This window comes from Haloarcula sp. H-hyl6 (assembly GCF_056934455.1).
The window spans coordinates 677,875-689,749 of the sequence record NZ_JBRIIK010000002.1 but is presented as its reverse complement, the minus strand read 5'-3'; the positions used below and the strand labels follow the sequence as shown (position 1 = coordinate 689,749).

Genomic DNA, 11,875 nt, shown 5'->3' with positions numbered 1-11,875 from the left:
CGCCGGAGAGCAATCCTTTTTGTGTCGGTGTTCCCAGATTCCGGTATGGACTGGCCGCACGACCCAGACGGAGAAGAGGGCAGCGAAGGCCGCCGCAAGTACGGACACGCGGTTCTCGCGAAGAAAATCGACGAGGACGAGGACTTCCCGCTGACCGCCGAGGAGTACGTCGAGCAGTACGGCGACCACCCGATTCGCATCGACTACGAGACAGTGGTCAGCGTCGCGGACATCTTCGAACACGTCGACCAGGAGACGTTCGAGGACTTCCCGGACTTCCACAAGGCCCTCGGCCGGGCACTCCGGGAGGCCGACCTCTGGCCCTACCGTCTCGAACACGCCTGACCGCCTGGCCGTGCACCGTGGGGTGTGTATGCACGACACATACTTGTAGGGGTGTGGCGTACGCCCCAGTATGGCGACACGAGGCTCAGACACCGATTCCGACCCAGGCGACCTCCCGGAGACCGTCGTCAGCGACCTCCTGTCGGCGGATAGCCGCCGACTCGCGCTCTCGATTCTCGACGAGCGAGGGGAACCGATGGTCGTCTCCGACCTCGCGAGCGCCGTCGTGGCCGCTCAGCGAGACGTCCCAGAGACGGCAGTGTCGGCGGGGGAACGGGAGGCGATGCGAGAGGAACTGTTTACCGAACACATTCCGAAACTGACGGCGACCGGGGTAGTCGAGTACAACTCCATGGTCGGCACCGTCGAACTCAAACGCCGCGGCATCGTGGGGCGGGGACGGGCCTGACGTCGCTGTCACCGGCCCTACCGGAGCCCAACCGCAGACCAATCTTGTCCTTCGATACCACGAGGCATAAGCGTAGTGGAGGTATCTTTTAGACCGCCCGTGCTATACGGTCACATATGAACGACCCGGTATCAGTTCGGGAGGTGATGAACCGCGAGTACGTCGGTGCGAGCGAATCTGACGACCTCCTCGAGACGACCGAACTCCTCGTGCGGGAAGACGAGACCACCGCGTTGGTCCTCCGTGGAAACGACCCAGTCGGCGTGGTCACACAGCGAGATATCCTCGGCTATCTGATTTCCGAGGGGTATCCCGACTCCGCGACGGTCAGCGAGGTGATGACGGAATCTGTGCCGTCGATTTCGCCGGACGCGCGCCTCCACGAAGCGCGCGACCAGATGGCCGCGTGGTCTACCGAGTGGGTCCTCGTCACGGAGGACGGCGACCCCATCGGGACGCTGACTGAACACGACATCCTCTCGACGGCGCGATTAGAGAGCGAGACCACCGAACAGGTCGAGGAAGACGCACAGATGGCCGCGACGGGGCAAGGGATGGGGACGGAAGCAACCGCCGCCGAGGACTCCTTCGAGGAACAGGGTATCTGTTCCGCCTGCGGGACGTTCACGCGAAACCTCGCGTCGTTCAACGGGCAGTTACTCTGTACCGACTGCCGAGACGTCTGACCCTCCCGCTGGGCACCAACTGTTTTGCGTCCGCACGTCGGACGTAGCCCGTGGAGACAACGCCCGCCGCGGCCGACGACGTAGACGCCGTCGTCGACCTCTGGGTCGAACTCGCCCGGGACCAACAGGAGTACGGTTCCCACCTCCTCGCCGACGAGAACCGCGCCGCAATCCGTGAGGCGGTCCTCCAGCGCGTCGTGAACGACGAACTCGTCGTCGCCCGCGTCAGGGACTCGCTGGTCGGGTTCGTCATGGTGACTATGGAGCGGGGCCGGTACGAACAGACGCTCGCCCGCGGCCTCGTGGAGAACATCTACGTCCGACCGAACTACCGTCGCGAGGGCGTCGGCAGCGCCCTCCTGCACGCCGGGGAGACGATTCTGGCCGAGAAGGGCGCCGAGGTAGTCGGCCTCGAAGTCATGGCCGAGAACGATTCGGCCAGACGGTTCTACGCCAGCCACGGCTACGCACCCCATCGCCTCGAACTCGAAAAGCCGACGGAAAACGATACCCTCTAAACGGTCCCCCCGCAACGAACGAACGCGAGCGCCAGGGGAGCTTGGGTGGTCCAAGCACTCGACTTGTAATCGAGAGTTCGTGGGTTCAAATCCCACCCCTGGCTTCCTTCTCTGAAATCGTCTCCGGGACGGTCAGCAGCACCGCCACCACTCTCGTTGGGACTGCGGCCCGGTAGGCCAGACGGTTACCCACGTTTTTATCGGACCGGGCCGAACGACCGGTATGGTAACATACCTCGTAGGGACGGACGGCGAAGGGACCAGCGAGCGTCTCTGTGACTACCTCGAACAGTACGTGAGTGGGGGCGACGAGGTAGAGGCCGTCGTCGTCGCGCGCGAAGCGGAGTTCGAGGAGGCGGGGTTGCAGAGCGCACTCGACGTGTTCGAAGACAGGTTGGGAGAGCGCGCGTCAGTTCACACCAGACGCGTCCATCGAGGGCGCAATCCGGCCGACGAACTGCCGAACCTCGCGGACGAAATCGACGCCGACCAGTTAGTCGTCGGCCTCCGCCAGCACTCCCGGACAGAGCGCATCGTCTTCGGGAGCGTCGCGAGCGAACTCCTCGAACGCGTCACTCGTCCGGTCGTACTCGTCCCCCTCCCGGAGGGAGCGACGCCGGCCATCTGAGTTCCGCGACCGGCGGGCGTGAATCCCAGAGGAGATGACGAGTTCCGTCAGCCGCCGTCTTCCGTCTCCGTCGCTGTGTCGGTCGCCGTGTGACCGGCAGCGTCGGTCACCGTGAGTTCCACTTCGTACGCGTGCCCGTTGTTCTCGTCGTGTTTGGCGGTGAGTCCCGTCGACCCGGTGGCCACCGACCCGCTCACGTCGACGCTCGCAGTGTCTTCGGTGCTCCCCGTCTCGGTGTCGGTGAGGGTCAATTCCACCGCGTCGAGGTCACCGTCGCCGTCTCCGACCTCCCACGCGGCGTCGAAATCCGCGTGCGGGCTTCCGCCGCTGTTGTCCTCGTTCAGCGAGAGCGCGTCGACGGTGACGGCGCTCTCGGTGTTGTCGGCCGTGACGCCGACGGTCGCGCTGGTCGAGTTGCCGGCCGAATCCGTCGCGGTGGCCGTCAGCGAGTGGTCGCCGTCGGCGAGGCCCGTCGTGTCCCACGAGTCCTCGTAGTACCCCGACGAGGAGTCGTACGTCGTCGTGCGCGCCGTCCCGCCGTCGACAGCGTACGTCACGTCGAGTGAGTCGTCCCCGTCCTCGCTGTCGCTGGCGTCGATTTGGACCGTCACGGTTCCGGACACCGTCGCCCCGTCGCTGGGCGTGACCCACGAGACCGTCGGCGCGCCGTCGGTTGACCCGGACACCGCGGCCTCGACGTCCAGCAGACCGCTCCCCTGCTTACTGCCGGACAGACCGATGTCCTCGGCCGTGTCTTTCAGTCGGGTGCGAGCGTCGGTGTGTCCGTAGCCCTGCGCCATCAGTTGCCCGCCGGCACCGCTGACGTGCGGGCAGGCCATCGACGTGCCCGAGAGCGTGTCGTACCCGCCGCCGACGTACGTCGAGTAGATGTCCACGCCGGGCGCGGCCAGTTCGACGTCGCTCCCGTAGTTCGAGAAACTCGCGAAGTCGTCGGTCGCGTCCGTGGCGCTAACCGCCATCACCGTCGAGTAAGTGGCCGGCGCGGAGCCTTCGACGTCGGTTCCCTCGTTGCCCGCGGCGGCGACGAGGAGGACGCCCCTGTCGTAGGCGTACCGGCACGCGTCTTCGATGGTGTTCGACGTCGGCCCGCCGAGGCTCAGACTCCCGACGTCGTGTCCCTCGTCGGCGACCCACTTGATGCCGGCGGCGACGTCGGAGTACGCACCGCTCCCGCTGCTGTCGAGCACTTTGACGGCGTGGAGCGTCGCCTCGGAACTCACGCCGACGACGCCCTCGCCGTCGTTCACCGCGTCGGCGATACCGGCGCAGTGGGTCCCGTGTCCGTTGTCGTCGTCCCAGTTCTCGGCGTAGGGACCCCGTGCGTCCACGAACGCTTTCCCCGTTCCGAGGTTCTGCTGGAGGTCCGGGTGGTCCGAGTCGATACCGGTGTCGACGATAGACACGTCCGCACCGGACCCGGTCGCCCCGTCGGCGTGTGCCTTCTCCGCGTCGACCCTATCGACGCCCCACGGGACCTCCGCGTCCCCGGAGTCGATGCTGATGGCCCGCATCTCGCCGTCGGTCTCGACGTATCGCACGTTCGGGTTCCGACGGAGGTTCGCCAGCGCCTCGTCCGAGAAGCGACCCGCGACGGCCTGACCGATGCCACCGAAGTCGAGGACCCGATGGACCGAATCGGCCCTGCGCCGGGCGTCGTCCGTGGCGGCCTGTGTGCTCGTACCGACGACGTGCCGGTCTGTGTCGGTTGCCCCGGCCGTGCCCGTGCCGAACAGTGACCCAAGTCCGAGAACCCCGATGCCGTACAGCAGTTCGCGCCTGAACGCCTCCGAGTGACCCATGGTTGCTAGTCACAAACGAGGTCCTTAGAGGTTCCCACTCAGTTAGCCCCCAGTACAGTTCGTCCGGCCGTCCGTTCGGCGCTCGGAGGTCCCCTTTCGCGTACCGTCTCCTGTCGGAGTGGCGGCCGTAGCTATCGCCCGTCAGTTGCGGAGTGCCACTCGCGGACCCGGTGGGCGGTGTCTCAGTCGTCCTCGGGCCACCATCGGAGCGTCATCGCCACCGAGTCGTCCAGCCCGAACACGCTGTTCTCGCGGTCGACGGTGGCCGTCTGTGGGGCGACGAGCGTGACCGTCTCGTCGCCGACGGTGACCGTCAGCGTCTCCTCACCCTCGACCAACCGGTCGGCGAGGTCGTCTAAGTCGGACAGCAGGACCGTCCGGCCGACGGCCGCGGTCCGACTGGTCGCGTGTTCCTCGACCCCGCCGACGACCGGGGAGATGTCGACGTCCATCGAGCGGTTCGAGAGGACGGCGTTGACGACCGCACCCAACAGGACGACGAGGCCGATGATGTAGAGCCACGTCAGGAGGACGAGGATGCTGGCGACGAGGTTCGTGCCCGCCCCGCCGGACTTGAACGTGGTGAACAGCGCCTGGGCGACGGTCAGACCGACGGCGGCGAAGGCCGTCCCCGGGACAACCTCGGCGACGGTCACGTCCGTGTCCGGGAAGATGTAGTACATGGGGTAGAACACGACGAACAACCCGACGGCCGTCGCACCGCCGCGGAGGACTGTCCCGAGGAGGCCGGTACCCGACACCGAGACGAGGCGGCCCACGACGCTGACGCTGACGATGGCGAGCGCGACAGTAGCGAGCAACAGGAGGCCGTCGAAAATCTGGTCGCCGAACGTGTTCTCGCTGCTGGTCTCGTAGATGTCCGAGAACGCGGTGTCGAGGCCCCGGAAGATGCGGAGCGCTCCCCAGACGAGGAACGCGAGGCCCAACAGCGAGACGGAGGTGTCGGCCTCGCTCAACCCCTGCTGGATGAGTTCGCTCGACTGCTCGGTCAGGACGGCCTGCATGATGCCGACGACGGAGTCCTGCACGGCGAGATTCTGCGTTCGCTGGACGAGCGTCAACACGAGCAACAGGAGCGGGAGGATGGAGATGAAGGCGTGGTAGGCGATGGACCCGGCCATGAAGGTGAGCTTCTCGACCCTGACCTCGTGGACGATGGCCCGCAGTAACTCCTCGGCGCGGGCGGCGGTGACGGCCATACCGCGGCTTCGACTCCCCCGAGGAAATACCCAGCGTCCGGCCGCACTCGACCCGACGCCGACCACGAAGTCCCGCCGACCGGTCGACGGCGGACGACTGAGCGCCCGGTTCTGACGGGGGCTTAAGCCGCTCCAGCCCCTACGGGAGTCCATGAGCGAACAAGAGGGCGACCTACCCGAGAACGACGAGGAGTGGCGCGAGATACTGACCGAGGAGGAGTACCGCATCCTCCGCGAGGCCGGGACGGAACCGCGATTCAGCAGCGACCTGCTGGACGTCGAGGGGAAGGGCGTGTTCACCTGCGCCGGGTGTGGCACCGAACTGTTCGACAGCGACGAGAAGTTCGACTCGGAGACGGGGTGGCCGAGTTTCTGGGACGTCTACGACGAGGGGACCATCGAGACGCGCCTCGACGAGAGCCACGGCATGCGCCGGACAGAGGTCGTCTGTGCCTCCTGCGGCGGTCACCTCGGTCACGTCTTCGACGACGGTCCCGAACCGACCGGGAAGCGCTACTGCATCAACGGCGCGGCGCTGGACTTCGAACCCGACGAGAACTGAGTCGAGCGGTCGTCGAAGTCGCCGGTCAGGCGTAGCTCTGCTCGGCGAACTCCAGAATGCGCTCTGACTCGGCCATCGTGACGCCGTAGTCGTCGTCCACGAGGACCGGGACGCCGCGCTGGCCCGAGACGCGCTTGACTTCGTCGCGGTCGGAGTGGAGCGCGTCGACCCAGACGCTCTCGTACTCGACGTCGAGTTCGTCCAGTCGGTCGGCCACTTTCTCGCAGTACGGACAGCCGTCCAGTTGGTAGAGCGTTCGGCTCACACCCCGGCGTACGGCGGCGAGGCTCAAAGAACGTGCGGTCGAACGCGGAAAAGCGGCGAAAGCCCGGCTTACTCGTACAGCCAGGTCTCGTCGACCTGTTCCCAGTCGACGAGTTCCTCCTCGTCGAAGAAGAGGTCGATTTCGCGCTCGTTGGCACCCTCGTCCTCGTGGTCGGAGCCGTGGATGACGTTCCGACCGAGGTCGAGACCGTAGTCACCGCGGATGGTCCCGGGCGCGGATTCGGCGGGGTCCGTCTCTCCCATCATGTTCCGGACCTGTCGCGTGGCGTCCTGTCCTTCCCAGACCATCGCGAAGACCGGGCCGGACGTGATGAACTCCACGAGGCCGTCGAAGAACGGCTTGTCCGCGTGTTCGCCGTAGTGTTCCTCGGCGAGTTCCTGGTCTATCTGCATGAACTTGCCGGCGACGAGCTTCAGACCGCGGTCCTCGAAGCGGGAGACGATGTCCCCGACGAGGCCGCGCTGGACGCCGTCAGGCTTGACCATCACGAAGGTTCGCTCGGACATCAGGCCTCGGCCTCCTCGGCTTCCTCGTCGTCTTCCTCGGCGTCGGACTCCTCGACCTCTTCCTCGGCGGCTTCGAGGTCGGGGGCGGCGTCTGCCGCCTCGTCTTCCGTCTCGTCGGCCGTCTCCTCGACGCTCTCCTCGGTCTGCTCCTCCGCGCCACCGCGGCCGGACTCCGTCCAGCCGAGGTTGCGGGCCTCGCGGCCGAGGTCGGCGTTGTTCTCGCACTTCGAGGAGCAGAAGTGGATGGTCGAGCCGTCGTTCCGGACGAACATCGTGCCCGTGCCGGGCTCGATGTCCGCGCCGCAGTAGTCACAGTCTCGCGTTCGCGGCATCGTTATTGCCCTCCGATGGAGTCGGCTTCGCGGGCCGTCTCGCGGAGCTGGAGCACGTCGCCCTCTCGGACGGGGCCCAGGACGTTGCGAGTGATGATACGCCCCTGGTTCTCGCCCTCTCGGATGCGGCACTTGACCTGCATGGCCTCGCCGTGCATCCCAGTTTTGCCGACGATCTCGATGACCTCGGCGGGCGTGGAGCCGCTGCCTTCGGATTCCTCAGCACTCATCCGTGGTCACCTCAGCGAAGCTCCTCGACCTTCGCGGCGATGTCCTCGACGTCGCTCTCGGCCTCGCCCGAATCGACGATGGCGGCGGCGGCGGAGCCGACTTCGAGGCCCGCGGCGTGGCCCAGGTCGTCTTGCTGTTCGACGAAGATGAAGGGGACGCCCTTCTCGTCGGCCAGCTCGGGGATGTGCATGACGATTTCCTCGGGCTGGACGTCCTCGGCGACGTAGACGAGTTCGGCGGAGCCGCGCTCGACGGCCTTGGTCGTCTCGTTGGTACCCTTCTTTACGCTGCCTGTGTCTCGTGCGACTTCCAGCGCCTCGAGGGCGTCGTCCTCGAGGTCGGCCGGAACGTCGAAATCTACGTATACTGGCATTTGTATGGTCACCTCCTGCACGCGGGCTCAGGCTCCCCCGCCGTCACGGGCGTTCCCGCGGCGCACCGCGGCGGTGCGCGTAGTCCTAAAATGGCTGGGAGCATCATCAACCCGGCGCAGGCTGTATCCAACTCTGGGCCACCGGCCCTAAAAGCAGTTTCGAAGCCGAAACGGCGTGCGAACGCAGTGCATAGCTGTCGCCGGGGAGACCGTTCGACCGCCGTCGCGGGGGAACCGCCGGCGGAACCGTCACGCCCATGACTGCGCCGGTTCGACACCTCGGTATGGACCTCGCACGGTCGCTCCGGGAGGAAGCCCGCCGCTCGAACGAGCGCCGACTGCTCGTGCTGGCCGGGGACCCCGAACTGACGCGCGACCGTGCCGCGGACGCCCTCGACGCCGCCGAGGTATCCCGTGAGGAGACCACGCTCCTCGGTCCCGACCCGTTCCTCGACTCTGAACGCCACGAACAGGTCCGGGCCGGAGAACTGCTCGGCCGGACCCGGACCGCCGTGGTCGTCGACGCCCACGACGAACTCCGACCGAACGCGCTCGGAACCGCCGTCGGGGCCGTCGACGGCGGCGGCCTCCTCGTCCTCCTGACGCCGCCGCTGGACGACTGGCCCGACCGGCGTGACGCCTTCGACGAGACGCTCGCTGTGCCGCCGTTCGGCGTCGACGACGTGACCGGCAACTTCCGACGCCGACTGGTCGAGACGCTCCGGGCCCACCGTGGCATCGCCGTCGTCCACGTCGAGGCCGGGGGCGACACCGTCGAGCAGACGGGACTGACGGACCCACCACCTCGCCATCCGTCAGCGACCCCGACCGCACCCGACGACGCCGCGTTCCGCTCGGAGACCTACGAGGCCTGTCTCACCGACGACCAGGTGGACGCCGTCCGGGCGTTCGAGGCGCTCCGCGACCCCGGACACGCCGTCGTCGTGGAGGCCGACCGGGGCCGCGGGAAGTCCAGTGCGGCGGGGCTGGCCGCCGCGAACCTCGCGCTGGACGGCACGGACGTCCTCGTGACCGCGCCGCAGTACCGGAGCGCCGCCGAGGTGTTCGTCAGGGCGATGGCGCTTTTCGAGACGCTGGGCGTCGCGTTCGAGCGTGACCGAGCGGACGCCCCGCACGAACTCACCGTCGGGAGCGACGGCGGCGGCCGAATCAGGTTCGCGAAGCCCGCGAACGCCGTCGAACTGCCCGACGACCCCGACGTCGTCGTCGTCGACGAGGCGGCCGCGCTCCCCGTTCGTCGTCTCGAATCCTTCCTCGACGCTCCGGCCGTCGCGTTCACGACGACGGTGCACGGCTACGAGGGGGCGGGTCGCGGGTTCTCGGTCCGCTTTCGGGACCGGTTGAGCGAGAGCGGCCACGCGGTGGCGGACGTGACGATGGCGACGCCGATTCGCTACGCCGACGCCGACCCGGTCGAGGTGTGGGCCTTCCGGGCGCTGTTGCTCGACGCCCGACCGCCGGTCGACCAGTTGGCCGCGGACGCGACGCCGGAAACGGTCGACTATCGCCGCCTCTCCTCGGAATCGTTGCTCGCCGACGAACACCTCCTGCGGGAGGTGTTCGGACTGTTAGTGCTGGCCCACTACCGCACCGAACCCGCCGACCTCGCCCGTCTGCTCGACGCGCCGAACCTCTCGGTGCGGGCGCTGACACACGAGGGGCACGTGGTCGCCGTCGCCCTACTGGCGCGGGAGGGCGACCTCTCGGCGGAGACGCGGGCGACGATGTACGAGGGCGGGCGCGTCCGCGGGAACATGGTCCCGGACGTGCTGACGACGCAGTTGCGCGACGAGAGCGCGGGCGTCCCGGTGGGTCAGCGCGTCCTCCGCATCGCCACGCACGCCGCCGTCAGGTCACGGGGCCTCGGGTCGCGCCTCCTCCGTGAGGTCCGAGCGGAGTTCGGCGACGAGGTGGACTGGGTGGGCGTGGGCTACGGCGCGACGCCGGAACTCGTCAACTTCTGGCGGGAGAACGACTACGGAACCGTCCACCTCTCCACCTCGCGGAACGACACGAGCGGCGAGTACTCCGCCGTGATGGTCGACCCATGTTCCGAGGTCGGAGCGGAACTGGCCGCTCGACACGCCGGGTGGTTCTGTGACCGGGCCGCCGCGGTGCTGTCGGACACGCTGGACGACTGCGACCCGGACGTGGTCAGGGCGGTGCTTCGGGCCGTCGACGCGACGCCGGACCCGACCCTCTCCGAGTGGGAGTGGCGTCTCGTCGCCGGCGTCCCGGGCGGCGCGGCCATCCTCGACACCAATCCCGCGCCGTTCCGCGCGTTGTCGGTACGACATCTGGTCGCACCCGCCGACGGCGAGGCGCTGACGGACCGGGAGGAGCGACTGCTCGTCCGCAAGGTGTTGCAGGCCCGACCGTGGGACGACGTGACCGACGAACTCGACTTCGTGTCCCGTCGGCAGTGCATGCGGGCGTTGGGCGGAGCCGTCGAAAGATTGACACGGCTCTACGGCGAGGAGTGGGTACAGGAGGAACTGGACCGCCACACATGACGCCGGGACTGGAACTGCTGTTGGTCGTTCTCGCCTTCGCCTTGCTGGTCGCCGGCGTCGTCGGCAGTCTGATTCCACAGATGCCCGGTGCCCCGGTGTCGCTCGCCGGCGTCTACCTCTACTGGTTCGCGACCGGCACGACCGAACCCGGCGTGTTCCTGCTGGCCGTGTTGACTGTCGTGGGCGTGCTGACGTGGGTCGTCGACTTCGTCGGCGGGGCCGTCGCGGCCCGCGTCGGCGGCGCTTCGAACACGACGGCCGTCCTCGCCGGACTCGTCGGACTGGTTCTGTTCTTCGTAACCGGACCGCTGGGCATCGTCCTCGGCGTCGCCGCGACGGTGTTCGCCGTCGAGTTCTACCGGCAGGAGGACGCCCAGAAGGGGCTGAAAGCCGCGCTCGTGACCACGGCCGGGATGCTCGCCTCCGGCGTCGTACAGGCGATGCTCACCGGGTCGATACTGGTGACGATGCTGGTGGTCGCGCTCGTATGACCACCTGCGAGGAAGCGGACTGCGAGAACGAGGCCGCGGTGGAGCTACACGTCCCGTGGACCGACAACATGCTCGTCTGCACCGCACACGCCCGCGTCTGGGCCCAGAAGGACGGCGTTGTCCCCGAACCACTGGAAGGCAGTGGCGACGACTGGCGCTAGAGTTCCCTCGCCAGCATCACCTCGTCCGCGTAGTCGTCGCCGAACTTGTAGTGGTCCTCGCGGACGGCCTCCGTCTCCCAGCCGTGCGATTCGAGGAAGTCGATTGCGTCCTGATTGGTCGACGGGACGGAGTTGTACAGTTTCTCGTAGCCGTGGTCTCTCGCCCACTCGGTCCCCCGTTCGAGGAGGTGCTCGCCGATGCCCTGTCCTCGGTACTGGACGAGGACGCCCAGCGTGAGTTCGGCGGTGTGGCTGAGCTTCTCGATTTCCGGGTGTTTGAGGTGGACCCAGCCGACCACGTCGTCGTCGACGCAGGCGACGAAGAAGATGCGCGACTCCAGTTCGTTGTGTCGGAGCAGGACGCCCTCGCTGTCGATGATGTCGGCGAGCGTCTCGGCGTCGACGTAGGCCCCGCTCCCGATGGCGGCCCGGATGGCCCCGACGAGGCCCTTCAAGTCCTCCTGTCTGGCCTGCCGGATGGTGTACTCCACCTCCTCCGTTTCGAACTCTTGGGTGTCCGCGTCCTCGTAGGCGATGCGGAGTTCGTCGCCGTCTCGCTCGACTTTCCCGGTGCGCTGGAGGATGGCGACGTGGTGGCCGAACGGCCGGGGTTCCATCTGGAGGGACCGCCGGACCGTCTCGGCGTCCACTCGCCCGTGGGATTCGACGTAGTCGTAGATGTCTCGCCGGTCGGGGTGGTCGAACTGCAGCGGCTCTGTTAGCTCCATGTGTTCTGTTACCACTGACCAGTATTTAATAGTTTGTCACGATTC

17 protein-coding genes and 1 tRNA gene are annotated in these 11,875 nt (G+C 67.4%); 10 read left to right on the top strand and 8 right to left on the bottom strand.

Annotated elements, in window-relative coordinates; all coding sequences use genetic code 11:
* Positions 1-45: 45 nt before the first annotated feature.
* From Hhyl6_RS17085 to Hhyl6_RS17060, 6 genes are all read left to right on the top strand, one after another.
* The gene (locus Hhyl6_RS17085; protein WP_483740452.1) at positions 46-345 is read left to right on the top strand and encodes a DUF5785 family protein; all 300 of its coding nucleotides are present in this window, start codon (positions 46-48) and stop codon (positions 343-345) included.
* Between the two features lie 70 nt (positions 346-415).
* A complete protein-coding gene (locus Hhyl6_RS17080) occupies positions 416-754 on the top strand; it encodes a DUF7344 domain-containing protein (protein WP_483740451.1) in 339 nt (112 codons plus the stop codon).
* Between the two features lie 116 nt (positions 755-870).
* Complete coding sequence (locus Hhyl6_RS17075) at positions 871-1,440, top strand: CBS domain-containing protein (protein ID WP_483740450.1); 570 nt, start codon at positions 871-873, stop codon at positions 1,438-1,440.
* A 50-nt stretch (positions 1,441-1,490) separates the two neighbouring features.
* Positions 1,491-1,958, top strand: a complete 468-nt coding sequence (locus tag Hhyl6_RS17070) for a GNAT family N-acetyltransferase (RefSeq protein ID WP_483740449.1) — start codon at positions 1,491-1,493, stop codon at positions 1,956-1,958.
* Between the two features lie 30 nt (positions 1,959-1,988).
* Positions 1,989-2,062, top strand: a tRNA-Thr gene (locus Hhyl6_RS17065).
* Positions 2,063-2,181: 119 nt separating this feature from the next.
* Entirely contained in the window at positions 2,182-2,586 is a 405-nt protein-coding gene (locus tag Hhyl6_RS17060; protein WP_483740448.1) for a universal stress protein, read from the top strand.
* Between the two features lie 47 nt (positions 2,587-2,633).
* On the opposite strand, the gene Hhyl6_RS17055 is transcribed toward Hhyl6_RS17060, so the two are convergent.
* Positions 2,634-4,406, bottom strand: coding sequence for a S8 family serine peptidase (locus tag Hhyl6_RS17055; RefSeq protein ID WP_483740447.1), 1,773 nt, complete (start codon positions 4,404-4,406; stop codon positions 2,634-2,636).
* A 182-nt stretch (positions 4,407-4,588) separates the two neighbouring features.
* Positions 4,589-5,626: a YihY/virulence factor BrkB family protein gene (locus Hhyl6_RS17050; RefSeq protein WP_483740446.1), complete on the bottom strand. Its 1,038-nt coding sequence runs from the start codon at positions 5,624-5,626 to the stop codon at positions 4,589-4,591.
* Positions 5,627-5,777: 151 nt separating this feature from the next.
* Here Hhyl6_RS17050 and msrB point away from each other — a divergent pair, with 151 nt between their 5' ends.
* Positions 5,778-6,188, top strand: a complete 411-nt coding sequence (gene msrB / locus Hhyl6_RS17045) for a peptide-methionine (R)-S-oxide reductase MsrB (RefSeq protein WP_483740445.1) — start codon at positions 5,778-5,780, stop codon at positions 6,186-6,188.
* 25 nt (positions 6,189-6,213) lie between these two features.
* Here the strand turns inward: msrB and Hhyl6_RS17040 are convergent, their stop codons facing one another.
* The 5 genes from Hhyl6_RS17040 to rpl7ae form a co-directional block, all read right to left on the bottom strand.
* Positions 6,214-6,453: a glutaredoxin family protein gene (locus Hhyl6_RS17040; protein ID WP_483740444.1), complete on the bottom strand. Its 240-nt coding sequence runs from the start codon at positions 6,451-6,453 to the stop codon at positions 6,214-6,216.
* Between the two features lie 68 nt (positions 6,454-6,521).
* A complete protein-coding gene (gene ndk, locus Hhyl6_RS17035; RefSeq protein ID WP_483740443.1) occupies positions 6,522-6,980 on the bottom strand; it encodes a nucleoside-diphosphate kinase in 459 nt (152 codons plus the stop codon).
* Entirely contained in the window at positions 6,980-7,312 is a 333-nt protein-coding gene (locus Hhyl6_RS17030; RefSeq protein WP_483740442.1) for a 50S ribosomal protein L24e, read from the bottom strand. The genes ndk and Hhyl6_RS17030 overlap by 1 nt, the downstream gene beginning before the upstream one ends.
* 2 nt (positions 7,313-7,314) lie before the next feature.
* Positions 7,315-7,542, bottom strand: coding sequence for a 30S ribosomal protein S28e (locus Hhyl6_RS17025; RefSeq protein ID WP_254271469.1), 228 nt, complete (start codon positions 7,540-7,542; stop codon positions 7,315-7,317).
* 11 nt (positions 7,543-7,553) lie between these two features.
* Complete coding sequence (gene rpl7ae, locus Hhyl6_RS17020; RefSeq protein ID WP_483740441.1) at positions 7,554-7,916, bottom strand: 50S ribosomal protein L7Ae; 363 nt, start codon at positions 7,914-7,916, stop codon at positions 7,554-7,556.
* Between the two features lie 284 nt (positions 7,917-8,200).
* On the opposite strand from rpl7ae, the gene tmcA reads away from it, so the two are divergent.
* The 3 genes from tmcA to Hhyl6_RS17005 are packed head-to-tail and all read left to right on the top strand — an operon-like array spanning position 8,201 to position 11,102.
* Positions 8,201-10,450, top strand: coding sequence for a tRNA(Met) cytidine acetyltransferase TmcA (gene tmcA, locus Hhyl6_RS17015; protein WP_483740440.1), 2,250 nt, complete (start codon positions 8,201-8,203; stop codon positions 10,448-10,450).
* A complete protein-coding gene (locus Hhyl6_RS17010; RefSeq protein ID WP_483740439.1) occupies positions 10,447-10,941 on the top strand; it encodes a DUF456 domain-containing protein in 495 nt (164 codons plus the stop codon). Before tmcA ends, Hhyl6_RS17010 begins: the two co-directional genes overlap by 4 nt.
* Positions 10,938-11,102: a DUF8014 family protein gene (locus tag Hhyl6_RS17005; RefSeq protein WP_483740438.1), complete on the top strand. Its 165-nt coding sequence runs from the start codon at positions 10,938-10,940 to the stop codon at positions 11,100-11,102. Before Hhyl6_RS17010 ends, Hhyl6_RS17005 begins: the two co-directional genes overlap by 4 nt.
* On the opposite strand, the gene Hhyl6_RS17000 is transcribed toward Hhyl6_RS17005, so the two are convergent.
* Positions 11,099-11,830 (bottom strand): N-acetyltransferase family protein, encoded by a 732-nt coding sequence (locus Hhyl6_RS17000; RefSeq protein WP_483740437.1) that lies wholly within the window; start codon positions 11,828-11,830, stop codon positions 11,099-11,101. The two genes, Hhyl6_RS17005 and Hhyl6_RS17000, sit on opposite strands and share 4 nt — an antisense overlap.
* Positions 11,831-11,875 lie beyond the last annotated feature (45 nt).

Excerpts from the sequence above, each read along its gene's own strand:
- Hhyl6_RS17085 (WP_483740452.1), top strand. The coding sequence starts at position 46 with ATGGACTGGCCGCACGACCCAGACGGAGAAGAGGGCAGCGAAGGCCGC.
- Hhyl6_RS17080 (WP_483740451.1), top strand. The coding sequence starts at position 416 with ATGGCGACACGAGGCTCAGACACCGATTCCGACCCAGGCGACCTCCCG.
- Hhyl6_RS17075 (WP_483740450.1), top strand. The coding sequence starts at position 871 with ATGAACGACCCGGTATCAGTTCGGGAGGTGATGAACCGCGAGTACGTC.
- Hhyl6_RS17060 (WP_483740448.1), top strand. The coding sequence starts at position 2,182 with ATGGTAACATACCTCGTAGGGACGGACGGCGAAGGGACCAGCGAGCGT.
- Hhyl6_RS17055 (WP_483740447.1), bottom strand. The coding sequence starts at position 4,406 with ATGGGTCACTCGGAGGCGTTCAGGCGCGAACTGCTGTACGGCATCGGG.
- Hhyl6_RS17050 (WP_483740446.1), bottom strand. The coding sequence starts at position 5,626 with ATGGCCGTCACCGCCGCCCGCGCCGAGGAGTTACTGCGGGCCATCGTC.
- msrB (WP_483740445.1), top strand. The coding sequence starts at position 5,778 with ATGAGCGAACAAGAGGGCGACCTACCCGAGAACGACGAGGAGTGGCGC.
- ndk (WP_483740443.1), bottom strand. The coding sequence starts at position 6,980 with ATGTCCGAGCGAACCTTCGTGATGGTCAAGCCTGACGGCGTCCAGCGC.
- Hhyl6_RS17030 (WP_483740442.1), bottom strand. The coding sequence starts at position 7,312 with ATGCCGCGAACGCGAGACTGTGACTACTGCGGCGCGGACATCGAGCCC.
- Hhyl6_RS17025 (WP_254271469.1), bottom strand. The coding sequence starts at position 7,542 with ATGAGTGCTGAGGAATCCGAAGGCAGCGGCTCCACGCCCGCCGAGGTC.
- rpl7ae (WP_483740441.1), bottom strand. The coding sequence starts at position 7,916 with ATGCCAGTATACGTAGATTTCGACGTTCCGGCCGACCTCGAGGACGAC.
- tmcA (WP_483740440.1), top strand. The coding sequence starts at position 8,201 with ATGGACCTCGCACGGTCGCTCCGGGAGGAAGCCCGCCGCTCGAACGAG.
- Hhyl6_RS17010 (WP_483740439.1), top strand. The coding sequence starts at position 10,447 with ATGACGCCGGGACTGGAACTGCTGTTGGTCGTTCTCGCCTTCGCCTTG.
- Hhyl6_RS17005 (WP_483740438.1), top strand. The coding sequence starts at position 10,938 with ATGACCACCTGCGAGGAAGCGGACTGCGAGAACGAGGCCGCGGTGGAG.
- Hhyl6_RS17000 (WP_483740437.1), bottom strand. The coding sequence starts at position 11,830 with ATGGAGCTAACAGAGCCGCTGCAGTTCGACCACCCCGACCGGCGAGAC.